Genomic DNA, 22,633 nt, shown 5'->3' on the forward strand with positions numbered 1-22,633 from the left:
GGCACGCAGAGAGCCTCGCCCGGTACGGCAAACCGGGCGAGGCTCTCGTGACGCGTCCCGTCAGACGGCCGTGCAGTGCAGCATGACCAGCGGAGGGTTGGCCAGGAAGTCCGCCCAGAACTCCGCGCCGTGCTCCCGCAGCCCCTCCGGGGACACGTGCAGCGCCACCCACGTCACGTCCGCGAACCCCGCCCGCACCAGGCTTTCTTCGAACACCTCACGGCGCGGGTACGACGTCTCGAACTCGACCGGCGGCTCCAGCCCGGCGACGATCCGCACCCGCGGCCCGATCGGCGACGTGGCGACAGGCTCGTACGTGAACCCGTACTTCGCCGTCGACGGACCCTCGAAGCGGTACTCCGGCGCCTGCGTCAGCACACAGAACCGGGCACCGGGTGCGAGGCTGCGCCGCACCGACCGGCACATCGCCTCCATCTCCGCCGCGTCCTCCGCGTAGTTGAGGAGATACACCGCGCTCGCCACGTCGAACGGCCGCTCGGGCACCGGCAGCCGCGTCACGTCCGCGACCGTGTACCGCACCCCCAGCGGAGCCCGCTCCTCGATCGCCCGGGCCGCCTCCACCATCGCCGGGGACACGTCCGCGCCCAGCACCCGCGCCGCCCCCAGCCGCTTGATCCGCCGGCTGTAGAACCCCGTACCGCAGGCGAGGTCGAGGACCGACTTCCCCCGCACGTCCCCCAGCATCGACAGGAAGCTCGGGCACTCCGCCCACCGGGCCATCGGCAGCGACTTGAACCCCTCGTAGGTCTCGCCGATGCCGTCGTACTGCTGCACGCTCACACTCATACCGCGCTTCCAATCGATGTCGGCGGCCCGGCGGGGCCGGGTGGGACGGGGGTCGGTGCGGCCGGCTGCGGGGCGCGGCGCAGGAGGTCGCCCGCGAAGGCGGTACGGCGGCCCTGGTGCGCGGCGGCGGCCCTGGCCTGCGCGGTGGGCAGACCGTCGGGGGCGCGTGAGCACGAGGTGCCGTACGGGTTGCCGCCCGCCGCCTCGACCGCCGGGTCCGTGTAGCCGGGCGGGACCAGCAGGGCGCCCGTGTGCAGCAGCATGTGGCCGAGGTCCAGGAGGGACGTCTCGGCGCCCGCGTGCCGCGCCGGGGTGATCGCGAAACCCCCGGCCGGCTTGCCCCACAGGGGCCCCCGGTCACCGTCCGCGGGCTCCAGGCTCTGCACGAACTCCAGCAGCGGCGCGGCCAGCGCGCCGAGCCGGACGGGCGCCCCGAACAACGCGGCGTCCGCCCAGACGACGTCCTCGGCCGCGGCGGGCACGGCACGCGGCCCCAGCCAGACCGCGTCCCGCCCCAGGCCGCCCGACCCGACCCGCCGCAACCGCACCTCGGCCCCCAGCACCCGCGCGGCGGCCGCCGCCTCCTGGGCGAGGATCCGGGTCGCGGCATCCTCCCCGTGGTGGACGACGACCAGCCGCACGGGACGCCGCTGTGCCGGGTCCTGGAGTTCCGGGGGCGTGGGCAGGACGGAGCGGCGCGGCGGGATGCGGGCGCCCACCGGCCCCCGGCGGGGATGCGCACGTGCCGTGAGATCCGCCAGGCGGCGCCCCAGGGCCCGCGCCGCCTCCTGCTCGGGGGCGGACGGCCGGCCCTGGCTGTTGTCGGCGGCCAGCCCGTACGGCGTGCCGCCCGCCGCCAGGGTCGCCGGGTCGGCCGGGTCGGAGCCGGCGACCCAGCAGCCCCAGTGGCACAGGGTGTGGTGCAGCGAGGTCAGGGTCGCCTCCCGGCCTCCGTGGCGCTGCGTGGAGACGGTCACGCAGGTGGCGACCCGGTCGGCGAGCAGGCCCTGACCCCACAGCGGGGAGGTCGACTCCAGGAACCGCTTGAAGGGCGAGGACACCGTCCCGTAGTACGTCGGCGCCGCCAGCACCAGGCCCTCGGCCCGCAGGACGTCCTCCGGTTCGGCCACCTCCTCCGGCCAGCCGGGGTCCGCCGTCTCCCCGGTCTCCTCGGGGACGCGCAGGAGCCGCACCTCGGCGCCCGCCTCCCGCGCGCCCTGCGCCGCCAGCTCCGCCAGCGTCCGGACCGTCCCGCGCCGGCTGTGGTAGATCACGGCGATCCGCGGGCTCACCGCGCGCCCTCCTCGCCGCCGGGCAGGTCGGCCGCGCGCAGCAGCAGCCGTACGTCGTCGCCGAGGCGGGTCACCTCGCCGAGCCGCAGCCGCAGGCCCGCCGCCAGGGTGGGGGCACCGATGTCGTCGAGGACGGGCCGGGCGCCGCCGCCGAGCAGGAGCGGGGCGACGTACGCGACGACCCGGTCCAGGAGTCCGCGCGCGGCGAACGACGCGGCGAGGCGGGCGCCGCCCTCCAGCAGCACGGACCGCACGTCCCTCGCCCACAGGGCGTCGAGCAGGACACCGACGTCCAGCGCCCCGTCGACGACCGGCACCCGCAGCACCTCGTGCCGCCCGTCGACCGCGGGCCCCGGCACGTGCGGGCCCGTCACCACCAGGGTCGGCGCCGCGTCGTCCAGGACCCGCGCGCCCGGCGGGAGGCGGCCCTCCCGGTCGAGGACGACCCGCAGCGGCGGCCGGCCCGCCACCCCGTGTCGCAGACCCAGGTGCGGATCGTCGGCGCGCAGTGTCCCCGAACCGACCAGCACCGCGTCGTGCACCGCCCGCAGCGTGTGCGCGTCCCTCCGGGACTCCGCCCCGGTGATCCACCGCGAGGTCCCGTCGGGAGCCGCCGTCCGCCCGTCCAGAGTGGACCCGAACTTCCAGGTCACACACGGCCTCTTGAGGCGTACGGCGGTCAGCCACAGCTCGTTGCCGCGCTCGGCCTCGGCCCGCAGCACCCCGCCGATCACCTCCACACCGGCCGCCCGCAGCCGCTCGGCACCCCCGGCCGCGGCCGGGTCGGGATCCGGGACCGCGTACACGACCCGGGCGACCCCGGCCAGCAGCAGGGCCTCGGCGCACGGACCGGTGCGCCCGGTGTGCGCGCACGGCTCCAGGGTGACCACCGCGGTCCCGCCCCGCGCCCGCTCCCCGGCGGCGGCCAGCGCCCCGACCTCCGCGTGCGGCTGCCCGGCGCCGGGATGGAAGCCCTCGCCCACGACCGTGCCGTCCGCGCCGAGGATCACGCAGCCGACCGCCGGGTTCGGGCTGGTCGCGCCCAGCGCCGTCGCGGCCAGCTCGACCGCGCGGCGCATCGCGGCCTCGTAGGTCCCGGCGCTCACGGCGTCTCCGCGAGGCGGAAGCCCATGGCGTAGATGTCCCGCTCGTACCAGCCGTGCCGGCGGCGGGTGCGGGCCAGGTCGCCGAAGCGGGTGAAGCTGCCACCGCGCGCGATCCGGTAGGCGCCCCGGGTGACGGCGAGGTCGTCGCCGACGAAGCTGCCGCCCGGGTAGGGGCGGTAGTCGTCGGCCGTGTACTCCTCGACGTTGCCCGCCATGTCGTGCACCCCGAACGGCGAACGCCCGCCCGGGTACACGCCGATCGGCGTCGTGGTCAGCGGCCCCGACTCGACCGTGTTGGCCAGGCCCGGCTCGAACGCCTCACCCCACGGGAACTCCCGCCCCGCGGGCCCGGCGGCCGCGTACTCCCACTCCGCCTCGGTCGGCAGCCGGAAGGCACGGCCGGTGCGCACCGACAGCCACGCCGCGTACGCGTCGGCGGCCTCGGGCGACACCGTCCACACCGGATGGTTGCCCAGCCCGTCGGGGTGGACGCCGAACCGCCACGACGTCGGCAGCCCGGTGGCGCCGGTGTCCTCCAAAAACCGCCGGTACTCGGTGTTGGTGACCGGGTGCAGGGCGATCCGGAACGCGGGCACCTCGACCTCGTACGCCGGGCACTCCTTCACGATCCACTCCTCGATCACCCCCGCGTGCCGCCAGCGCGCGGTGACCTGCCCGGCGTCGTCCGGGTCCAGGCCGAGCCGGACCCGCGCGGCGGGGACGTCCGCCATCGGCGGGTCGTCGGGCCGGATCCGGGGGTCCCCGATCAGCCCGAGGACGGTGCCCGCCGCGTACCGGCGCGCGAACGACTGCCCGGGATCCTCCGCGACGGCGACGAGCGCCTCGGCGGGTACGGCGAGCAGGTCGCGGTGCTCGCGCAGCGGCCAGCCGCCGGTCCGCGCGACGTGGACGTCGGGCAGCCCCATGGCCGCCCGGTCGGAGAGGGTGTTGGGGTTGGCCAGCACGGGGGCGTCGGTCATCGGTTCCTCCCCTGGAGGGCACAGTCGGTCAGCGCCGGCACGGGCACCGCGCCGGCCAGGGCGCGGTAGCCGGCGTCGTTGAGGTGGATGTGGTCCCCGGAGTCGAACTCCCCGCGCACCCGCGCGGGATCGGCCGGATCACGGACGGCCGCGTCGAAGTCGGCCACCGCGTCGAACTCCGGGGCGGTGCGCAGCACGGCGTTGACGGCGGCCCGCCGCGCCTCGGCGTCCGCCGTCCAGAACGGCGAGTCCTTGAACGGCGTGAGGGTGCCCACGACGACGGTGACGCCCCGTTCGCGCAGCCGCCCGGCGAGCGTGCGCAGCCCGGTGAGCACCTCCTCGGCGCTCGCGAACGGCGCGAGCTGGAGGTCGTTGATGCCCTCGTAGAGGACGGCGGCGCACACCCCGGACTGGTCCAGGACGTCCCGGTCGAGCCGCCCGAGCGCCCGCGTCCCGCGCTGCGGGCGCTCCGTCTCGGTGCCGTCGCGCAGGACCCGGTTGCCGCCGATGCCCTTGTTGAGGACGCCGGTGCCGCGCGTCGCGGGGTCGGCGGCGAGCCGGCGGGCGAAGGCGTCCGTCCAGCGGCCGTTGCCGTCGAGGGTGGAGCCGGAGCCGTCGGTCTGCGAGTCGCCGAGCGCGACGACGGTGCCACGAGCACCGGCGCCGCGCACATCGACGCCGGTCAGGAAGAACCAGGAGGTCTCCGCGCGGGTGAAGGCCGCGGGCAGTGCGGCGCCCGTGTGGTCGCCGGGCTCGGAGACGTGGGCGGTCTGCTGGGCGAGCCAGTGCCAGGTCGCCGGCCCGGTCGGCTCGGGCAGGTACACGCTCACCAGCAGATCGGCGCCCGCCGGCACGTCGTAGGGCAGCGGGTCGCTCACCGTCTGCGCCCCCGCCGCGACGCGCGTGCCCGCCGCGCCGCCGAACGTCACCGCGCGCAGCGTGCCGGGCACGGCCGCGGCCGACCCGGACGACTCGGCCAGCCCCACCGTGACCCGGCCGAGGACCAGCGGGCTCGTCCCGTACGCGTTGGACAGCCGCAGGCGGACCTCGCTGCCGCCGACCGAGGTGTGCGCGGTCATCCGTACGGTGCGGTCGGCGAACCCCGTCCGGGAGATCCCGTCCGGCGCGGCCGGCGCGGGCGCGGTGCCCCAGGTGCCGGCCCAGCCGTCGTCCGCGGGCCGGGCGGCGGCCGGGGAGGCGGTGGCCAGCAGGAGCGCGGCCAGCAGGGCTGCGGTGGTACGGACCCGGCTCACCGGTCCTCGAAGGCCGTGCGGTAGATGCCCACCAGGTAGTGCAGGCCGGCCGTGCCCCGGGGCACCGACAGGACGTCGACGGGGGTGAAGCCGTGCCCGAGGACCAGGCCCGTCAGCTCCTCCTCCGTGAACTCCCGGTACAGACGGCTCGCGTCGTTGGTGAACAGACGCCCCGGGCCGTCGGCCGACTCGAACACCGAGATCGTGAACAGGCCGCCCGGCAGCAGGAGTTCACAGACCCGGTCCAGATAGCGGCTGTAGCCGTCGGGGTGCTGGTGGTGCAGGCAGCCGTTGTCCAGGACGGCGTCGTAGAGCGCCGGGCCCGCGAGGTCGTCCAGCGAGCACGCCTCGAACCGCGCCCGCCCGTCGGTACGGGCGCTCAGCTGGGCCCACTCGGGGGACTCCACGAGGTCGATGCCGGTGACCCGGCAGCCCGCGTCGGCGAGGATCGCGGCGTCCCGGCCGTGCCCGGTGCCGACGTCGAGGACGTGCGGCGCGTCGGTGCGGTCGCCGAGCGCCGCCAGGAGCAGCCGGGGCGCCTCCCGCATGGCGTGCTCGGCGGTCCACACGTCACGGCCGTGCGCGTAGTGGTCCTGGAAGTCGGTGCGCAGCACGTCCGCGTACGCCGACTCGTCGAGCGGCGGGGCGGACGCGGGGGTGAGGGTGTAGCGGGCGGCTATCCGGTGGCTGGGCATGGGTGATGACGTCCTGTCGTGTAAATGGGGGCACGGGTGGGGCCGGGAACGGGAAGGGGCCGTGCGCACACGTGCGGCGCGTCGCTGAGAGGAGGCGCTTCGCTGGGGGTGACGCGAGGAGGCCGGACGGAAGGGGCGCGGCGGAGGTGCGGCACGGCCCCGGTCCCGAGGGTGGGTCAGCCGGCGACCGTGTAGACCTGACCGTCGTACGAACCCGCGACGAAGACCTTGCGGCCCGCGTCGTAGGCGAGGGAGGAGATGCCCGAGGTGGTGGGGCGGTCGACGACCGTCCAGCGGGCGTCGGCCCGGTCGTAGACGGCGATGTGGCCGTCGTAGCTGCCGGTCGCGATCAGGCGGCCGTCGGTGTCGGCGGCGACGCACTTCACCGAGTGCGTGTGCGGGGTGTCCACGACCTCGGCGGTCCGCTCGGGGCTCCAGATCCGCAGCTTCAGGTCGCGGCTGATGCTCGCGAACCAGCCGTCGGCGAGGCCCGTGCAGCCGTTGGCGATCTTGTCGTGGGCGTCCTCGACGGTCGCGACCTTCTCCAGCGTGCTCAGCCGGTACCAGGTCGCGGAGGCGTCCGCGGCCACCGAGAACAGGAAGTCGCCGGAGACGGCGACGTCCTTGACCGCGTTGACGTTCAGCTCCAGGTCCCGCACATGCACGGCGGTGTCCCCGGTCAGCTTCAGCAGCAGACCCTCACCGGTGTAGGCCCCGAGCACCGCGTACTGCTCGCCGTCGCGCTCGAAGGCCACCCCGCAGTTCAGCGGCGAGCGGTGCTGGTACAGCTCACGGCCCGTCAGCGCGTCGAAGACCTTGCCGAGCTGACCGCCCGACAGGACCAGCGGACCCAGCGGGGTGAGGAAGTTGCACAGGCTCCCGGTCTCCGCGACCGGCTCGCCGCCGCGGCGCACGATGCCCGCGTCACCGACGGTCAGTATCGAGCCGCCGTGCTCGGGCAGGACCGCGTTGACGCCACCGGTCGGCGCGACCGCCGCCGTGTCCCAGGCGCGCGCCTGGTAGTCGTAGCCCCGGTACGTCGCGCCGAACGTCGCGAACACCAGCCGGGTGCCGCCCGCGAACGCGCAGGAACGCGGCCACACGTCCGGCGGCAGGTCGGCCGTGTCCAGGGCCTCGGGGGAGCCCGACGACACGTCCCACAGCCGCATCGTGCGGTCGTACGACAGGCTCACCAGGAGGTGACGCGTGTCATCGAGGACGAGGCGCTTGATCCCCGCGTCGTGCGCGGGCACCGTGACCGTCTCGCCGTCCGCCACGACGATGATCTGCCCCTCGTCGTTGCCCGCGAAGATCGTCCCCGAGGAGGAGATGGCGATGGTGTCCGTCTCCACCCCGTCCATGTCCAGGTCGTCGATCATGCCGCCGCTCTCCAGCGACCAGCGCTTGATCGTGCCGTCGTCGCTGGACGAGATCAACTCGTCGACGCCGCGCGCCCATTCGACGGATATGACATCCGCGGTGTGCCCCTCGAAACGGTGCAGCAGCCGGCCGCCGAAGTCGTACACCCGCACCCGGTGGTCCCGCGACGCCGTCGCCACGAGCTCCTTCGACGGGTGGAAGACCGACATCTCCACGTCGTCCCGCTGGTCCCCGAGGACCGCGACGAGCCGCAGGTCCGGTACGGTCCACAGGCGGGCGGTGTAGTCGCTGGACGAGGTCAGCAGATGCCGGCCGTCCGGCGCGAACTGGCACTGGTTGGCCAGGTGGTCGTGGAACGAGCGGGACACCGCGCGGCCCGTGCGCTGGTCCCAGCAGATGACCTGGTTGTCGTAGCCGGCCGTGGCCACGTACTCGTCCCCCCAGGCGGCGATACCGCTGATGGGACCACGGTGCTGGATCACAGTGACTCTCCCGCGAACTCGATGGTGTGCCCGCTCCACTCGGCCTTCACCCGCAGATAGTTCTCATTGCGCTCGTTGAGATGGATGCCGGTGGGAATGACCTCCGCCACGGTGATGCCGTAGCTCTCCAACTGCTTCACCTTGTCCGGGTTGTTGGTGCGCAGCCGGATCGTCGACACCCCGAGCGCGTCCAGCATCTGCGCGGCGACCCGGTAGTCGCGCATGTCGTCCGAGAAGTTCAGTTCCCGGTTCGCCGCGAACGTGTCCAGGCCCTCGTCCTGGAGACGGTAGGCGTCGAGTTTGTTGTACAGCCCGATACCGCGGCCCTCCTGGCGGAGATACAGCAGGATCCCGCCCTTCTCCGCGAACTGGTCCACACCTTCGGTGAGTTGTGGGCCGCAGTCGCAGCGCGCGGAACCGAACACATCGCCCGTCAGGCATTCCGAATGGACCCGCACGAGCGGCGCGGAACTCTCGGACGGGAACACGACGGCGATGTGTTCCCGGCCGTCCGCGAGCCCGCTGAAACTGATCATCTCGGCGGTCCGCCAGGAACCGTCGGTCTTCAGGACCGGCACCTCGACCCGGGTCCGGATCGTCGTCGTGTCGGTGAGTGAACTCGAACTCGATTGCGGCGTCTGGCCGCTGGACGTACTCAACATTGATCGTCCCTCCGTCGATAACGGCTCGGTCATGCAAGCACACCGCCCAGACCGAGCACAGTACGGATGGACCGAGACACCCTCCGAAACGTTTCGCGTGCGGCACCGAGACAGAAGTATTCAGAGTGAATATGCAGGGACGGCGAGGGTAAGGACGTGCGTCGCCCGGTACGGCGGAGCAGCACGTCCGGGCGACCGCCGGTCCGACCGTCGCGCACCGGCATAACCTCCATGTGACCCCCTCTTTTGCCCCGTTTTACCTGACGGGGCGGAACTCCCTTACCTGGAAGGGTTTTCGTTCCGCATTCCTCGGCGCATTCACAGGATTGAGGAGGACGGATATCCGGCACTGTGCCGAGATCCGCTTTCAAACGGTCGACGCGATGCGTTTTTCGGAAGGCCGGGACCTCACAGGTCGAGCCGGGCCGCCACCGGCAGGTGGTCGCTCCCGGTCCGGGGGAGCAGCCAGGCGCGCGTCGGGTCCACGCCCCGGACCAGGATGTGGTCGATCCGCGCGACCGGGAAGGCGGCCGGCCAGGTGAAGCCGAAACCGTCCCCGGCGAGAGCCTGGGCCGAGCGCAGACGGGAGGTGATGCCGCGCAGGGCGCGGTCGTCGGTCGTGCCGTTCAGATCGCCGAGGAGGACGACGCGAGGGCTGCGCTCGGCGGCGAGAGCCTCGCCGAGGGCCTGGGCGTTCCTGTCGCGGGAGTCGGTCCAGAAGCCGGCGCGGGGAGTGAGGCGTACGGAACCCAGGTGGGCGACGTAGACCGCCAGAGGGCCGTCCTGGGTGGTCACCGTGGTGCGCAGGGCCCGGTTGCCGGGAAGCCGGGACGCCGCCGGCTTGGTGGCACCCAGCGGGCCGACGTCCTGCGCGGTGTCGACCGGGCGCGTGTCGGACAACGGGAGCCTGCTCCACACCCCGACCGTGCCCTGGACCGAGTGGTGGGGGTACACGGCCGCCAACTCCCGTTCGTACGTGGCCCTGGCCTCCTCGGTGATCTCCTCCAGCGCCAGCACGTCCGCGCCGGACGCGGCGAGGGCGCGGGCGGTGCCGGCGGGGTCCGGGTTGTCGGCGCCGACGTTGTGGCTGACGAGGGTGAGGCCGCCGCCGGTACGGGACTTGTCGACGAGCAGCCCGCCGAAGAGGCCGGACCACACCAGGGCGGGCAGCAGCAGCGCGACCACCGCGACGGCGGACCGGCGCCACAGCGCGGCGACGAGCAGCACCGGGACGAACACGCCGGACCAGGGGAGGAACGTCTCGACCAGGGAACCGAGGCCGCCACGGCCGGGGAGCCACGTGTGCGCCAGCATGAACAGCCCCAGCACGAGCGCGAGCACCGCCGGCACCGGGCCACGCCTCCACGGCCCCGGCGTCACCGGGGCACCGGAGCGCGTACCGCTGTCCCGCACGCGCTCCGCCGTATCCACCTGCGTCATCGTCGCTCCTGCACCCTCGGGCCGCTGTTCATGCCGTCAGTGAAGACATCGCCCGGTTGCCGCCCCGTATGCGGTTCTCGATACGCCGGCGATATACGCCGCCTCCTAGCCTGGACCCATGCGTGTCTTGATCGTCGAGGACGAGCCCTACCTGGCCGAAGCCATCCGTGACGGCCTGCGCCTGGAGGCCATCGCGGCCGACATCGCCGGCGACGGCCACACCGCGCTGGAGCTGCTGGGCGTCAACACGTACGACATCGCCGTCCTCGACCGGGACATCCCCGGGCCCAGCGGTGACGAGATCGCCGCACGCATCGTCGCCTCCGGGACCGGCACGCCGATCCTCATGCTCACCGCGGCCGACCGCCTCGACGACAAGGCGTCCGGGTTCGAACTCGGCGCGGACGACTATCTGACGAAACCGTTCGACCTGCGCGAACTCGTGATGCGGCTCAGGGCGCTCGACCGCAGGCGCGCGCACAGCAGGCCGCCCGTACGGGAGATCGCGGGCCTGCGGGTGGACCCCTTCCGCCGGGAGGTCTACCGCGACGGGCGGTACGTCGCGCTCACCAGGAAACAGTTCGCCGTCCTCGATGTCCTCGTCGCCGCCGAAGGGGGTGTCGTCAGCGCCGAGGAACTCCTCGAACGCGCGTGGGACGAGAACGCGGACCCGTTCACCAACGCCGTACGCATCACGGTGTCGGCTCTGCGCAAGCGGCTCGGGGAACCCTGGCTGATCGTGACCGTGCCGGGGGTCGGGTACCGGATCGAGGGCGGGGGCCGAGGGTCCGTCTCGGACCGACCCTCGGCGGGGGCGCCCTGGTGAGGGTCAGGTGCCGGACAGGACCGGGCCGATGAGCGTGCCGGTCGCGACCCGGAACGTGCCCTCCGCGAACGACGTACCGGGGATGGTGCCGCCGCCGGGGGTCCTGAGGGTGAACGACGCCTCGTCCGCCGGGACGGTGCTGCCCATGTTGGGGACCTGGATGTCGAAGTGGACGGGGTGGCCGGGGCCGAACGTCACGGCGGTGGTCTGGTCGCCGTAGCGCCCGGCGGTGATCGCGAGGGGCGTGCCGTGGGAGGAGAAACGGACGTCCGTGGGGGAGCCCGCGAGGGTGCAGGCGGAGTAGCCGCGCGGCGCGGTCAGCGTCACCCGGAAGTGGATGTGCCCGGCGCTGGACTGGTCCTGGGCGATCGTGGCCAGGTGGTTCGCGGGCCGGCAGGCCGACGGCTCGGCGGCCGCGCGGGGTGCGGCCTGGGCGGTTCCGGCGGCGCCGGCGGCCAGCAGGACGGTGGCGGCTGCGGTGACGAGCTTGCGGTTCAGGGTCATGCGGGGCTCCTCGTACGGTTGTGGTGCGGGCCGTTGCGCCGTACACGTACCCGGCGCCCCCGCGGACCACTGTCCCGAAACCGTCACGAGCGGGCATATCCCGGCAAAGTGCCGGACGGGTGCGGCTGTTGCAGAACAGGGACATATCCCGATGCACCCGATTCGCTGCGCAGTCGTCGTTCCTGGTGACCAGCTCTCTCCGCGTCACAGAAAGGGACTGACCGGTGATCGTCTCGAAGCGTCACTTCCTCCGCACCGCTGTCGTCGGCACGCTCGGCATCGCCTCCCTCGCCCTCGCGGGCACGGCCACGGCCGCCACCCCGGCCGCGCCCCAGGCCGCCGTCCAGCAGGCCCCGGCCGCCAAGCCCGCCATCACCGCCGAGCCGTCCGTCGCCACGGTCCGCGCCTGGCAGGAGTTCCGGGTCACCGGCACGACCACGGGCCTCGCATCAGGCACCAAGCTGACCCTCCAGCAGAAGCAGCACGGCAAGTGGGTCACCCTGCCCGCCTCCACCCCGACCACCCGCACCGGCACGTACACCCTGCGCGTCAAACTCGGCCTCAAGGGCAAGAACGACCTGCGCATGGTCAACGGCACCACGGCGTCCCCGGTGTTCGACGTGACGGTCCGCTGAGCCGGCCTTCGCGCGGTCCGGCACCGGTGCCGGACCCCGCGAGAGCGACCGGCGCCGACGTCGTCAGGCGGACGCGTCCTCGGTGACAACTCGCCGTACCGTCCGCAGCGTCGACCGCAGACTGTCGAGGTCCGTCGAGCCCAGGGCCAGCCGTAGCGCCTGGGGGGTGTGGCCCGTGGTGGTGAACGGTTCCGCTGTGCTCACCGAGATGCGCAGGCGGGCGAGGGTGGCGGTGAGGCGGTCGGCGCGGGCGTCGTCCGGCAGGGGTACCCAGGTGAAGTACGAGCAGGGGTGGGCGATCAGGGGCAGGCCCGCCAACTCCTGTGCGGCGATGGACTGTCGGGTCCGCGCGTCCTCGCGTTTCTCCGTCTCCAGCCGGTCCACCGTGCCGTCGTCGAGCCAGCGGCAGGCGATGGCTGTGGTGAGGGCCGGGGTGTTCCAGGTGGTCGCCCGGATCGCGCGCTCCAGTGGCGCCACCAGGTGCGGTGGAGCGGCGACGAATCCGACGCGTAGGCCCGTGGCGACGCTCTTGGAGAGGCCGGAGACGTAGACGGTGATGTCCGGGGCAAGCGCCGCCAGCGGTGGGGGAGGGTCCTCGGCGAGGTAGGCGTACGCGGCGTCCTCGATGAGGAGGACGCCGTGGCGGCGGGCGATCTCGGCCAGGCGGGCGCGGGCGGCTGCCGGGATGATCCAGCCGAGTGGGTTGTGCAGGGTAGGGATCGTGTAGAGCGCGCGGACGGGGCGTGTCGTGCACAGCCGCTCGAAGGCGTCGGGATCCGGTCCTTCGGGGGTGGCGGGGAGGGGTTGCAGGTCGAGGCGGAAGGCCCGCGCGAGGACCTTGAAACCGGGGTAGGTGAGCGCGTCGACCGCGACGACGTCGCCCGGGGCGAGCGTGGCCATGACGGTGACGGCCAGACCCTGCTGGGCGCCGTTGACGACGAGGACCTCGTCCGCGCCGGGCGCGATGCCCCGGCGCCGCAGGTGCCGCGCGATCGACGCCCGGTCCTGGGCGCGGCCCCGGTGCGGCTGGTAGCGCAGCAGCGCGTCCAGCTCGCCCGAGCCGGCCAGCTCCCGCAGCGCCTGCCGCAGCAGGTCGGCCTGGCCGGGCAGCGCCGGGTAGTTGAAGTTCAGGTCGACCGCGTCCGTCGCGACGATCTGCTGGTCGATACCGTGCCCGTCGGGTACGGCGACGTCCCGTACGAAGGTGCCCCGGCCCTGTTCCCGGCTGACCAGGCCCATCGCCTCCAGCTCGGCGTACACCCGGGTCGCGGTCACCACGGCGATGCCCTCGCGGGCCGCGAGCCCCCGGTGCGTCGGCAGGCGTGCGCCCGCCGCGAGCCGGCCCGAGCGGATGTCGGCCGCGAACGCGTCGACGAGGACCTTGTACCGCGAAGCCGCCATGCCCCGAAGTGTATGCAGGACAATTCTTTGACTGTCCTGCCCGCTGGTTCCTACCGTCGGGGTCCCGCCTCCGGAAGGGAACACCGCCGTGCACATCGCCATCCTCACCTTCGAGGGCTACAACGAACTCGACTCCCTCATCGCCCTCGGCGTTCTGAACCGGGTCAAGGACGACGACTGGCGCGTCACCCTCGCCACCCCCACCCCCACGGTGACCTCCATGAACGGGGTGGTCGTCGAGCGGATGTCCACGCTGGAGGAGGCGTGCGCGGCCGACGCCGTCATCGTCGGCAGCGGTATCGCCACCCGCGAGGTCGTCGAGGACCCGGCGATCATGGACGTCCTGCGCGGCCTCGACCCCGCGCGTCAGCTCATCGCCGCGCAGTGCTCCGGCGCACTCGTCCTTGCGCGGCTCGGGCTCCTCGACACCGTCCCCGCCTGCACGGACCTGGTCAGCAAACCCTGGGTCGTCGCGGCCGGGGTCGACGTCCTCGACCAGCCCTTCTACGCCGACGGCACGATCGCCACCGCCGGCGGGTGCCTCGCCTCGCACTACCTCGCCGGGTGGGTCATCGCACGCCTCAAGGGCCACGAGGCCGCCGAGAGCGCGCTGCACTACGTCGCACCGGTCGGGGAGAAGGAGGAGTACGTCGAGCGGGCGTGGCGCAATATCAGTCCCTGTCTCCCGGCTGCCGCACTGACGGGGTGACCGCCACGTTAGGGTGACCGGGGGAAACGACGAGGGGGGCTCGCGTGGCAGTGGTCCGACGGCGGAGCACCGACCTGTGACCCCGGCCCTCCCTCCCCCCTTACGCCGCTGGCTCGGGCTGACCGCACTCCTCGCGGCGCTGGTGGTCGCCGCCCTCGCGATCCTGTACGCCGGTGACGGCGAACCCGGCGGCGTCGACGCCCCGATCTCGACGGCGCTGGAGAAGGCGGGCCCGGGTTGGCACGACGTCGCCCTGACCGTCGACTTCCTGGGCGAGCCCCTCGGCTCCGCGCTCCTGGTCGGCGCCGTCCTGACGGGCTGCCTGCTGCTGCGGTGGCCCCGCGCCGCGCTGCTCGTCCTCGCGTCCGTCGGCGTCAGCGTGGTCACGGCGACGCTGCTCAAACACGTGGTGGGCCGCACGATCCACGGCCCCGACAACCTGTCCTACCCGAGCGGCCACACCGCGTTCCTCACCGCGCTCGCCCTGTCGGTGGCACTGATCGCGGCCGGCCGCCTCGGTCTGGGCCGGACGGCCGGCCTGGCACTCGTCCTGGGCGCCGCCCTGGCCGCGGGCGCCACGATGGGCTGGGCCCAGATCACCCTGGGCGCGCACTACCCGACGGACGTCCTCGGCGGCTGCTGCACGGCCCTGACGGCGACCCCGGCGACGGCGTGGACCCTGGACGCGACCCGCCACGGACGCCGCTGACGGCACGGGACGGGAGCGCGGGTCGAGGCATCGCCGGCCCCTCACACCCGCGACCCGGACCGCTCCCGCCGGCCCTCACACCGACGCCCCCGGCCGATCCCGTCGGCCCTCGACGCCCCTTCGGCCCCCGCTGCCCCTCCCGCCGATCTCCGACGCCCTTCGGCTGCCCCCCCGCTGCCTCTCCGCCGATCGCCGACGTCACCCAGCTCTCACGGCCGAAGGCCCGTCACCCTCGCCGCCCTCACACCCGCCGCCGGAACACCGGCTTCACCGCGCGCCCGCCCATCCACGGCGTCGGATCCCCCGAGTCCAGCGCCTTGCGGTACACCGCGCACGCCTGGGCCACCACCTCCACCGTGTGCTCGATGTCGGCCTCGCTCAGCGCGCTGCTCACCACGAACGACGGCGCGAGTACCCCGCCCGTGAGGAGCGACCGCAGGAACAGCGTCCGGTACTGCTGCGAGGGGCGGAGTTCCGCGTCGAGGGTGGCGAAGACCAGGTTGCTGGCCCGCCCCCGGACCAGGACGTGGTCGCCGACGCCCATCCCGGCGGCGGCGTCACGCACCCCGGCCGCCAGCCGCTCGCCGAGCGCGTGCAGGCGTGCGGTGACGCCCTCCTCGACGTACACGCTCTGCACGGTCATCGCGGCGGCCAGCGCATGCGTCTCCGCGCCGTGGGTCGTGGACAGCAGGAACACCCGGTCGCCGGAGTGCCGCAGCCCGCCCTGTTCCATGAGTTCCCGGCGTCCGGCGAGCGCGGAGACCGCGAACCCGTTGCCGAGGGCCTTGCCGAAGGTGGAGAGGTCGGGCACGACCCCGTACAGGCCCTGCGCGCCCGCCTCGGACCAGCGCAGGCCGGTGATCATCTCGTCGAAGACGAGGACGCAGCCGTACCGGTCGGCGAGCGCCCGCAGACCGGCGAGGTAGCCGGGGGGCGGCTCGGTGTGGGTCGCCGGTTCGAGGATCAGGCAGGCGATGTCGCCGCGGGCGAGGAGGGCCTCCGTGGCGGCGAGGTCGCCGTACGGAAAGGTCACCGTGTGGTCGGTGGGCGGGATGCCGGCGGACATCGGGGTGGTGGTGATGAACCAGTCGTCCGTGGAGAAGAAGGGGTGGTCGGCGCAGAGCGCCACGCGGGGGCGGCCGGTGGCGGCGCGGGCCAGGCGGACGGCGGCGGTGGTCGCGTCGGAGCCGTTCTTCGCGAACTTCACCATCTCGGCGGTCGGCACGGTCGCCAGGAAGCGTTCCGCGGCCTCGGCCTCCAGGACCGACGGGCGGACGAAGTTCCCGCCCCGGTCGATCTCCCGCCGGACCGCCTCGGTGACCCGCGGGTGGGCGTGGCCGAGGCTGACCGAGCGCAGCCCGGAGCCGTACTCGACGTACCGGTTGCCGTCGACGTCCCACACGTGCGCGCCGCGCCCGTGGCTGATGACGGGGGCCAGGTTCTCCGGGTACTGGTCGTCGCCCTTGGCGTAGGTGTGCGCGCCCCCGGGGATCAGCGCGTGCAGCCGCTCGTTCGCCAGCCGTGACTTCTCGGTGTCCACGTCAGACCTCCCGTCGCTTCAGGACCTCGGCGAGGCCCGGTGCCTGACGGTCCCTGGGGGACATCGAGGCGACCGGCAGCGGCCAGGGGATGGCCAGTTCGGGGTCGTCGTAGGCGATCGTCACGTCCTCGGCGGGATCGTGCGGGCGGTCGATGCGGTACGACGTGTCGGCGGTGTCGGTGAGCGCCTGGAAGCCGTGCGCGCACCCCGCCGGGATGTACAGGGTCGTCTGGGTCTCGCCGGACAGCTCGAAGAAGGCCCGGTTCAGGTACGTCGGCGAGTCCGCCCGCAGGTCGACGACGACGTCGAAGACCCGGCCGGACGAGCACCGCACGAGCTTGGCCTCGCCCGCCCCCGACCGCAGGTGCAGGCCGCGCAGCACCCCGCGCACCGACCGCGACAGACTGTCCTGCACGAAGGCGTCCGGGTCGATCCCCACCGACCGGACCACGTCGGCGTCGAAGGTGCGGCAGAAGAAGCCGCGTTCGTCGGCGTACGGCGTCGGTTCGAACAGGTACGCGCCGGTGATCTCGGGAACCGCGGTCGCTTTCAAGGAGCCTCCTGGCTGGACGGGTACAGGACGGTGGTCAGGGCGGCGAACTGGGACTCCAGGCGCCGGGCGGCCTCACGGTTGTGTTCGGCGAGCGTGGCGCGGACGGCGGGCGCGTTCTTCTCCAGCTCCCGGAACTGTTCGAGGAGCCGGTCGGCGTCGACGGCGCGCGCCGGATGGCAGTACGCGCCGACCCCCATGCCGGCCATCAGCGCGTCGCTCTTGGCGGCATAGCTGAGCGCCAGCACGGGCGTCCCGGTCTTCAGCGCGCAGATCAGGTTGTGGTAGCGGACCGCGACGACCGACTCGGCGGCCGCCGTCTCCGCCATCAGGTCGGCCAGCGAGGCCGGTTCGGCGGCGGTCACCAGCGGTGAGTCGACCGCGTCGAGGATCGCGGCGACCACGGACGCGTCGCAGGTGTCGCCGGTCAGCAGCCGCACCGGACGCCCTTCCCCGACGAGCACCCGCACGAACCGGATCGTCCCGTCGAGATACCGGCCGTGGATCTCGTCGGCCCGCGCACGGTCGTCGTCGCCGCCGTGGAAATCCATGACGCCGACGCACACCGTTCCGGAAGGAGTCCCGGAAGGCACCGGCAGGGAGAACGCCAGGTCGGGATAGACCTCGTCCCGCGAAGTGTCCACGCCCATCGCCCGCATCGCGTCCCGCGCCCTGTCGTCGCGGTACGAGCGGTACGCCGCGAGCCGCGCCGACCACCGGACCAGCGCCCGCGTCGCCGGGTTCCCGATCCCGGCCGCACCGACACAGACCAGCGCGACGCGTGTCCCGAGCAGCCGCCCGCTCGCGCACAGCAGGAACAGGGCGTACGGGAACCCCCAGGGCCGCAGCGGCAGCGTCGCCTCCAGGACGCCCATCCCCGGCACGATCACCACGTCGTGCCGCCGCACCCAGGCGGCCGTACGGAACACGTCGACGAGCTTGCCGATCCCCTTCCCGGCGATCGAGCCCGCCCGGGACGCCGTGCGGTACTCGCCCCGGTACCAGTGCAGGCGGGTCGCGGGGATGCCGAACTTCGCCGTGACCGCCTCGGGGCCGCCGCACAGCGCGTCGACGGTCACCGACGGGTGCCGGTCCCGGAGATGTCGGAGCACGGCCTCCAGCGAGCCGTCGTTGCCGAGGTTGCCGGAGCCGAGGAGGCCGAACACCCCGACGCGCACCGGCTTCACCGCCCCTCACGCCCCGCGACGAGGTCGTCCACGGACACGGTCAGCGAGGAGGGGTCGACCGGCGCCCGGTCCTCGACGCGCTCACCGCCGCCCGTCCGGGCCCGGCTCGTCAGCCACGCCGCGAGATGCCCGAAGCAGGCCCGCCGGTCCGCCGCCGACAGGGGCGCCCGGCGGATCGCGGACGCGAACCCCCACACGTACTCGGCGAGCAGCCGGGGCGTCGGATGCAGGAGGCCCGCCCGGCGCGGGTCCAGATTGACGCACCGGGACCGCTTCGACGGGTTCGCGCGCTCGGCGCGGGTGGGGTGGTCGCGGCGGAAGTACAGCAGCTCCGGCACCTGGTGGAAACGCCCGTGCAGGGCGATCTCGGCGACGTACGTGCGGTCCGCGTGGTGGTAGCTGTCCATCGGCTTCACCCGGCGCAGCGCCTCGGTCCGCATCACGCCGTAGAAGTCGTCGCCGCCGGGCTCGAACAGCACGCTGCGAAAACGCCGGGGCGCGGACGGGGAAGCGGTGTCGAGGGTGTAGTCGTAGGGCACCGTCACCCGCCCCTCGCCGTCGATGACCGCCTGGTCGGCGTGGGCGAGGATGACGTCCGGGCGCTCGTCCAGCGCCTCCACGCAGCGCTTCAGCAGGTCGCGGGCGTACAGGTCGTCGTGCGAGGCCCACTTGAAGAGTTCGCCCCGGGCCTCGGCGAGGACGTGGTTGTGGTTCGGGGTCGCGCCGATGTTGCGGGGGAGGCGCAGGTAGCGGATCCGGGAGTCCTGCGCCGCGTACTTGCGGCAGATGTCCTGGGTGCCGTCGGCCGACGCGTTGTCGGAGACGATCAGCTCGAAGTCCTCGTAGGTCTGGCCGAGGAGGGCGTCGAAGGACTCGGCGAGGTACTCCTCGCCGTTGTAGACGGGCAGGCCGATGCTCAGCCTCGGACGGTCGGTCATGGCGTCCTCACTTCGGGAATCGGATCGGGGCGGCGTTCGCGCAGGGCGGTCCGCAGATGCAGCCACCACACGGCCGAGCCGGTGACGGTCGCGGCGGCGACGCCCCAGGCCGAGCCGACCGGGCCGGCCAGGGCGGCGCCGCCGAGGCCGCCGCCGACATAGCAGGCGGAGGCGAAGAGCTGGGCGCGCAGGCTGCGCCGGGCCGCGCCGAGCGCACGCAGCCCGGCCGCGGCCCCGGTGCCGAGGCCGGCGCCCGCGACGCCCAGGGAGATCGGCACGATGAGCTCGGAGGCGGAGTGCCACACCTCGCCGAGCGCGAACTCGCCCAGCCGGCCCGGCACCAGCAGCAGCGCGCCGCCCCACAGCAGCGCGCCCACCGCCTGCCCGCCGCCCAGCAGGAGACAGAACGAGCGCAGCCGGTGCGGGGCCTGCCGCAGCACCCGCGCCGCCTCCGGCACGGTCACCAGCGACAGCCCCATCAGCACGGCGAGGAACGGCCCCATCAGCAGCTCGGCGCCCCGCACCGCCCCCACCGCGCCGACCCCGGCGATCGCCCCGAGGCCGTACGCGCGCAGCTGGCTCGCCCCGCCGAGACTCACGTTCTCGACCAGGTACCGGTAACCGAGGTCGCGTTGCTCGCGCAGCCAGCCGCGTGCCCGCCCGACGCGCGGCAGGATGCCGGACTGGACGCAGCCGTACCCGGCGGCCACCGTCGCCGACGCGCCCCAGGCCAGCACGAACGCGGCCACGCTCCCCACCCGGGCCGCGACCAGCAGGGCCGGGACCAGCGCGACACCCCACACGACGTCGTTGACGAACGCCTTGCGCCCCGCGCCCGCCGCGAAGAACGAGTACCGCCACGCGTCCTGGAGCAGCAGCCCCGGCAGCACCACGCCGAGACACGCGAACGCGGTCCCCACGTTGCCACCGAGCCCGGACCCGGCGGCCACGGACACCGCGCCGAGCACGGCACCGACGCCGAGCGCCGTCCCCGTCGACCGGGCGACCGCGCCCCGCCACGCCGGCTCCGGCACCCCGCTGAACCGCACCACGAGCGGATCCGTGGCCAGCCCCCGCGACACGTTCAGGACCACGCCGTACGTCACCCAGGCGAGGCTGAACACGCCGAACGCGCTCACCCCCAGCGAGCGCGCCACGTACAGGCCCACCGCGAAGTTGCTGATGCTGGAGGCCGCCTGGTCCGCGAGCCCCCAGGACAGCCGCCGCACGATCCCCCGCACCGGCGTCACGCCTTGATCAGACCGGCGTCGCGCAGCGCGTCCGCCGCCGCCACGACGCTGTCGAAGCCGAGCCCGGCCCGCTCGGCGACGTCCAGCAGCGAGTGCTCCCCGTCGGACAGGCTCAGCACCCACAGCATCGCCATCTGCGCCTGCTGCGCGTCACTGCGCCCGCCCAGCGAGTCGTACAGCCCCCGCCGCCCCAACTGCGGCTCCCCGTACGGGCTGAGGTTCACGTACCGCCGGTTGCGGTCCAGCACCCCGAACGCCTCCCGGCACACGGCGAGGGTGTCCTCCATGGCCGCCGGGGACACGAAGTCCAGGTCGTCCGCCGAGGTGTGGTACTCCGGGTAGCCCGCGTACGGGGTCCGGCTGAGCGAGCCCACCCCGAGGTCGAAGCCGGGGGAGCAGTACTGGCGCTCGTCGTAGCCGTACGGGGTGAACTCCTCGAGTTCGTGCGGGCGTTGGGAGAGCACGTGCCCCAGCACCCGGTCGATCTCCGCGTCGCCGCGCCGGCTCTTCTTGTACGTCAGCTGTCCCGAGTCCCCGGCGCAGGCCAGCACCAGCCCGTGCCGGACCCGGTCGACGCGCTCGGCGTTGCGGGCCAGCCAGGTGATCGCCCCGATCGTGCCGGGCGCGTAGATGAACCGGTAGGTGTAGTACGGCTGTTCCTCGGCCAGCGCCTTCGCCAGGAACGTCGCCACCGCGATCCCGGCGAGGTTGTCGTTGGCCAGGGAGGGGTGGCAGACGTGGGAGGAGACGATCACCTCGTCGGGGACCTGGCCGGGGACGACGTGCTCGGCGTAGGTGAGGTGGCCGTCGGCCAGCGTGGAGTCGATCCGCACCTCGTACTCGCCGTCGGGCAGCGCGTCCAGGGTGTCCTGGGCCAGGCAGAAACCCCAGGTCGGCCGGTAGTAGCTGGTGCGGTACGGCACCCACGACGGGTGCTCCGGCAGGGTGTACAGGTGCTCGCGGAGCTCCGACAGCGGCATCCTCCGCGCCACCGGCACGCTGTAGCCCAGCACATGGAGGCTGGACGCGGCGAAGTCGACGACCCTGCGGCCGGTGGCGTCGGCGACGTACGCGTCCCGGATGTTCCACTCCTGCGGCACCGTCCAGTCCAGGACCTGCGTGCCCGTCGGCACCTCGTGGACCTCCAGCGGCACATGCTCGCCGACGAGGTCCAGCGTCGCGCGCACCCCGTCGCCCGTGATGCTCCGGCACAGCGGGTACATCCGCTCCACCAGCGCGTACATCTCCTCGCCCGGCGCGCTCACCGGCGCCACCGCAGGGTGTCGTCGACCGTGCCCGCCTCGGACGCCGCGCGCAGTACCGCGAGGCGGGTGAAACGGTCCTCGAAGTCCTCGCGGGTGAGGCCGTGTTCGCGGTAGGCGTCGGCGAGTTCGAGGGCGCCGCGCTTGACGGTCCACTCGTAGCCGAAACCGGGGACCGCCGCCCGGAAGCGGGAGAAGTCCACCCGGTACGAGCGCGGGTCGGCGCCCGTCTCGCCGGTGATCCGCACCTTCGACCCGGCCACCGCCTCGGCGACCTGCCCGGCGATGTCGGCGACCGTGACGTTGTTGGCCTCGCTGCCGATGTTGAACGCCCGGTCGTGCACCGCCTCCCGGTCGGCGGACAGCGCCGCCGTGAACGCCCGCGCGATGTCGGCCGCGTGCACCAGCGGACGCCACGGCGTCCCGTCCGACAGCACCAGCACCTCACCGGAGAGCAGCGCGTGCCCCACCAGGTTGTTCAGCACGATGTCCGCCCGCAGCCGGGGCGAGAACCCGAACGCGGTCGCGTTGCGCATGTACACGGGGCTGAAGTCGGCGTCGGCCAGGGTGTTGAGGTCGTCCTCGACCCGCACCTTCGACTCCGCGTACGGCGTGACCGGGCGCAGCGGGGCGTCCTCGGCCACCAGGTCGTCGCCGCCCGCCGCGCCGTACACGGAACACGTCGACGCGTACAGGAACCGCTTCACCCCGGCCTCGCGGGCGAGACGCGCGAGGTGGACGGAGGCGTGATGGTTGATGTCGTAGGTGAGTTCGGGCGCCAGCGAGCCCAGAGGGTCGTTCGAGAGGGCCGCGAGGTGGATCACCGCGTCGAAGCCGGCGACGTGGTCGGCGGTGACGTCGCGCAGGTCGACGCGGTGGCCCGGCGGGTCGGCGGGCGGCGGGCCGAGGACGCAGTCGGCGAAGAGGCCCGCGTCGAGGCCGGTGACCTCGTGTCCGGCGGCCGTGAGGACCGGGGCCATGACGGTGCCCAGGTAGCCCTGGTGCCCGGTCAGCAGTACACGCAC

General features: G+C 73.6%; 22 protein-coding genes. 4 read left to right on the top strand and 18 right to left on the bottom strand.

Features of this window, described 5'->3' with window-relative positions; all coding sequences use genetic code 11:
* Positions 1-60 precede the first annotated feature (60 nt).
* The 9 genes from ACLZOT_RS38360 to ACLZOT_RS38400 all read right to left on the bottom strand — a co-directional run bounded on the left by ACLZOT_RS38360 (position 61) and on the right by ACLZOT_RS38400 (position 9,971).
* Positions 61-807: a class I SAM-dependent methyltransferase gene (locus tag ACLZOT_RS38360; protein ID WP_416973778.1), complete on the bottom strand. Its 747-nt coding sequence runs from the start codon at positions 805-807 to the stop codon at positions 61-63.
* A complete protein-coding gene (locus ACLZOT_RS38365) occupies positions 804-2,099 on the bottom strand; it encodes a flavodoxin family protein (RefSeq protein ID WP_416973779.1) in 1,296 nt (431 codons plus the stop codon). Before ACLZOT_RS38365 ends, ACLZOT_RS38360 begins: the two co-directional genes overlap by 4 nt.
* Positions 2,096-3,178, bottom strand: a complete 1,083-nt coding sequence (gene ribD / locus ACLZOT_RS38370) for a bifunctional diaminohydroxyphosphoribosylaminopyrimidine deaminase/5-amino-6-(5-phosphoribosylamino)uracil reductase RibD (RefSeq protein WP_416973822.1) — start codon at positions 3,176-3,178, stop codon at positions 2,096-2,098. The genes ACLZOT_RS38365 and ribD overlap by 4 nt, the downstream gene beginning before the upstream one ends.
* A 23-nt stretch (positions 3,179-3,201) precedes the next feature.
* Positions 3,202-4,185 (bottom strand): formylglycine-generating enzyme family protein, encoded by a 984-nt coding sequence (locus ACLZOT_RS38375; RefSeq protein WP_416973780.1) that lies wholly within the window; start codon positions 4,183-4,185, stop codon positions 3,202-3,204.
* The gene (locus ACLZOT_RS38380) at positions 4,182-5,438 is read right to left on the bottom strand and encodes an SGNH/GDSL hydrolase family protein (protein ID WP_416973781.1); all 1,257 of its coding nucleotides are present in this window, start codon (positions 5,436-5,438) and stop codon (positions 4,182-4,184) included. Before ACLZOT_RS38380 ends, ACLZOT_RS38375 begins: the two co-directional genes overlap by 4 nt.
* Positions 5,435-6,133, bottom strand: a complete 699-nt coding sequence (locus tag ACLZOT_RS38385; protein ID WP_416973782.1) for an SAM-dependent methyltransferase — start codon at positions 6,131-6,133, stop codon at positions 5,435-5,437. Before ACLZOT_RS38385 ends, ACLZOT_RS38380 begins: the two co-directional genes overlap by 4 nt.
* A 176-nt stretch (positions 6,134-6,309) precedes the next feature.
* Positions 6,310-7,995, bottom strand: a complete 1,686-nt coding sequence (locus ACLZOT_RS38390) for a WD40 repeat domain-containing protein (RefSeq protein WP_416973783.1) — start codon at positions 7,993-7,995, stop codon at positions 6,310-6,312.
* On the bottom strand, positions 7,992-8,657 hold the full coding sequence (ribA, locus tag ACLZOT_RS38395) for a GTP cyclohydrolase II (protein WP_416973784.1): 666 nt from the start codon (positions 8,655-8,657) through the stop codon (positions 7,992-7,994). The genes ACLZOT_RS38390 and ribA overlap by 4 nt, the downstream gene beginning before the upstream one ends.
* Before the next feature lie 408 nt (positions 8,658-9,065).
* On the bottom strand, positions 9,066-9,971 hold the full coding sequence (locus tag ACLZOT_RS38400; protein ID WP_416973823.1) for an endonuclease/exonuclease/phosphatase family protein: 906 nt from the start codon (positions 9,969-9,971) through the stop codon (positions 9,066-9,068).
* A gap of 244 nt (positions 9,972-10,215) precedes the next feature.
* Here ACLZOT_RS38400 and ACLZOT_RS38405 point away from each other — a divergent pair, with 244 nt between their 5' ends.
* Entirely contained in the window at positions 10,216-10,923 is a 708-nt protein-coding gene (locus tag ACLZOT_RS38405; RefSeq protein WP_416973785.1) for a response regulator transcription factor, read from the top strand.
* Between the two features lie 3 nt (positions 10,924-10,926).
* On the opposite strand, the gene ACLZOT_RS38410 is transcribed toward ACLZOT_RS38405, so the two are convergent.
* Positions 10,927-11,427 (bottom strand): DUF4232 domain-containing protein, encoded by a 501-nt coding sequence (locus ACLZOT_RS38410; protein WP_416973786.1) that lies wholly within the window; start codon positions 11,425-11,427, stop codon positions 10,927-10,929.
* 224 nt (positions 11,428-11,651) lie between these two features.
* On the opposite strand from ACLZOT_RS38410, the gene ACLZOT_RS38415 reads away from it, so the two are divergent.
* Positions 11,652-12,062: a hypothetical protein gene (locus tag ACLZOT_RS38415; RefSeq protein WP_416973787.1), complete on the top strand. Its 411-nt coding sequence runs from the start codon at positions 11,652-11,654 to the stop codon at positions 12,060-12,062.
* Positions 12,063-12,125: 63 nt separating this feature from the next.
* Here the strand turns inward: ACLZOT_RS38415 and ACLZOT_RS38420 are convergent, their stop codons facing one another.
* Positions 12,126-13,463: a PLP-dependent aminotransferase family protein gene (locus ACLZOT_RS38420; protein ID WP_416973788.1), complete on the bottom strand. Its 1,338-nt coding sequence runs from the start codon at positions 13,461-13,463 to the stop codon at positions 12,126-12,128.
* 88 nt (positions 13,464-13,551) lie between these two features.
* Here ACLZOT_RS38420 and ACLZOT_RS38425 point away from each other — a divergent pair, with 88 nt between their 5' ends.
* Both ACLZOT_RS38425 and ACLZOT_RS38430 read left to right on the top strand, forming a co-directional pair.
* Positions 13,552-14,172, top strand: coding sequence for a DJ-1/PfpI family protein (locus tag ACLZOT_RS38425; protein ID WP_416973789.1), 621 nt, complete (start codon positions 13,552-13,554; stop codon positions 14,170-14,172).
* 76 nt (positions 14,173-14,248) lie between these two features.
* A complete protein-coding gene (locus ACLZOT_RS38430; protein WP_416973790.1) occupies positions 14,249-14,881 on the top strand; it encodes a phosphatase PAP2 family protein in 633 nt (210 codons plus the stop codon).
* Positions 14,882-15,122: 241 nt separating this feature from the next.
* Here the strand turns inward: ACLZOT_RS38430 and ACLZOT_RS38435 are convergent, their stop codons facing one another.
* From ACLZOT_RS38435 to ACLZOT_RS38465, 7 genes are read right to left on the bottom strand one after another with little or no spacing between them, the layout of a single operon-like run.
* Positions 15,123-16,421, bottom strand: coding sequence for a glutamate-1-semialdehyde 2,1-aminomutase (locus ACLZOT_RS38435; RefSeq protein WP_416973791.1), 1,299 nt, complete (start codon positions 16,419-16,421; stop codon positions 15,123-15,125).
* A gap of 1 nt (position 16,422) precedes the next feature.
* On the bottom strand, positions 16,423-16,974 hold the full coding sequence (rfbC, locus tag ACLZOT_RS38440) for a dTDP-4-dehydrorhamnose 3,5-epimerase (protein WP_416973792.1): 552 nt from the start codon (positions 16,972-16,974) through the stop codon (positions 16,423-16,425).
* Positions 16,971-18,158 (bottom strand): polysaccharide pyruvyl transferase family protein, encoded by a 1,188-nt coding sequence (locus tag ACLZOT_RS38445; RefSeq protein WP_416973793.1) that lies wholly within the window; start codon positions 18,156-18,158, stop codon positions 16,971-16,973. The genes rfbC and ACLZOT_RS38445 overlap by 4 nt, the downstream gene beginning before the upstream one ends.
* Positions 18,155-19,096 carry a glycosyltransferase family 2 protein gene (locus ACLZOT_RS38450; protein ID WP_416973794.1) on the bottom strand — a complete coding sequence of 314 codons (942 nt, stop codon included), beginning with the start codon at positions 19,094-19,096 and terminating at the stop codon, positions 18,155-18,157. The genes ACLZOT_RS38445 and ACLZOT_RS38450 overlap by 4 nt, the downstream gene beginning before the upstream one ends.
* Positions 19,093-20,346, bottom strand: coding sequence for a hypothetical protein (locus ACLZOT_RS38455; protein WP_416973795.1), 1,254 nt, complete (start codon positions 20,344-20,346; stop codon positions 19,093-19,095). Before ACLZOT_RS38455 ends, ACLZOT_RS38450 begins: the two co-directional genes overlap by 4 nt.
* Positions 20,343-21,620 (bottom strand): DUF4910 domain-containing protein, encoded by a 1,278-nt coding sequence (locus tag ACLZOT_RS38460; RefSeq protein WP_416973796.1) that lies wholly within the window; start codon positions 21,618-21,620, stop codon positions 20,343-20,345. Before ACLZOT_RS38460 ends, ACLZOT_RS38455 begins: the two co-directional genes overlap by 4 nt.
* Positions 21,608-22,633 carry an NAD-dependent epimerase/dehydratase family protein gene (locus ACLZOT_RS38465; RefSeq protein WP_416973797.1) on the bottom strand — a complete coding sequence of 342 codons (1,026 nt, stop codon included), beginning with the start codon at positions 22,631-22,633 and terminating at the stop codon, positions 21,608-21,610. Before ACLZOT_RS38465 ends, ACLZOT_RS38460 begins: the two co-directional genes overlap by 13 nt.

This window comes from Streptomyces sp. 4F14 (assembly GCF_048159485.1).
Taxonomy (GTDB): domain Bacteria; phylum Actinomycetota; class Actinomycetes; order Streptomycetales; family Streptomycetaceae; genus Streptomyces.

Bases quoted from the DNA above. Each gene is read 5' to 3' on its own strand.
- ribD (WP_416973822.1), bottom strand. From the start codon at position 3,178: ATGCGCCGCGCGGTCGAGCTGGCCGCGACGGCGCTGGGCGCGACCAGC.
- ACLZOT_RS38405 (WP_416973785.1), top strand. From the start codon at position 10,216: ATGCGTGTCTTGATCGTCGAGGACGAGCCCTACCTGGCCGAAGCCATC.
- ACLZOT_RS38400 (WP_416973823.1), bottom strand. From the start codon at position 9,971: ATGCTGGCGCACACGTGGCTCCCCGGCCGTGGCGGCCTCGGTTCCCTG.
- ribA (WP_416973784.1), bottom strand. From the start codon at position 8,657: ATGTTGAGTACGTCCAGCGGCCAGACGCCGCAATCGAGTTCGAGTTCA.
- ACLZOT_RS38360 (WP_416973778.1), bottom strand. From the start codon at position 807: ATGAGTGTGAGCGTGCAGCAGTACGACGGCATCGGCGAGACCTACGAG.
- ACLZOT_RS38420 (WP_416973788.1), bottom strand. From the start codon at position 13,463: ATGGCGGCTTCGCGGTACAAGGTCCTCGTCGACGCGTTCGCGGCCGAC.
- ACLZOT_RS38450 (WP_416973794.1), bottom strand. From the start codon at position 19,096: ATGACCGACCGTCCGAGGCTGAGCATCGGCCTGCCCGTCTACAACGGC.
- ACLZOT_RS38375 (WP_416973780.1), bottom strand. From the start codon at position 4,185: ATGACCGACGCCCCCGTGCTGGCCAACCCCAACACCCTCTCCGACCGG.
- ACLZOT_RS38385 (WP_416973782.1), bottom strand. From the start codon at position 6,133: ATGCCCAGCCACCGGATAGCCGCCCGCTACACCCTCACCCCCGCGTCC.
- ACLZOT_RS38410 (WP_416973786.1), bottom strand. From the start codon at position 11,427: ATGACCCTGAACCGCAAGCTCGTCACCGCAGCCGCCACCGTCCTGCTG.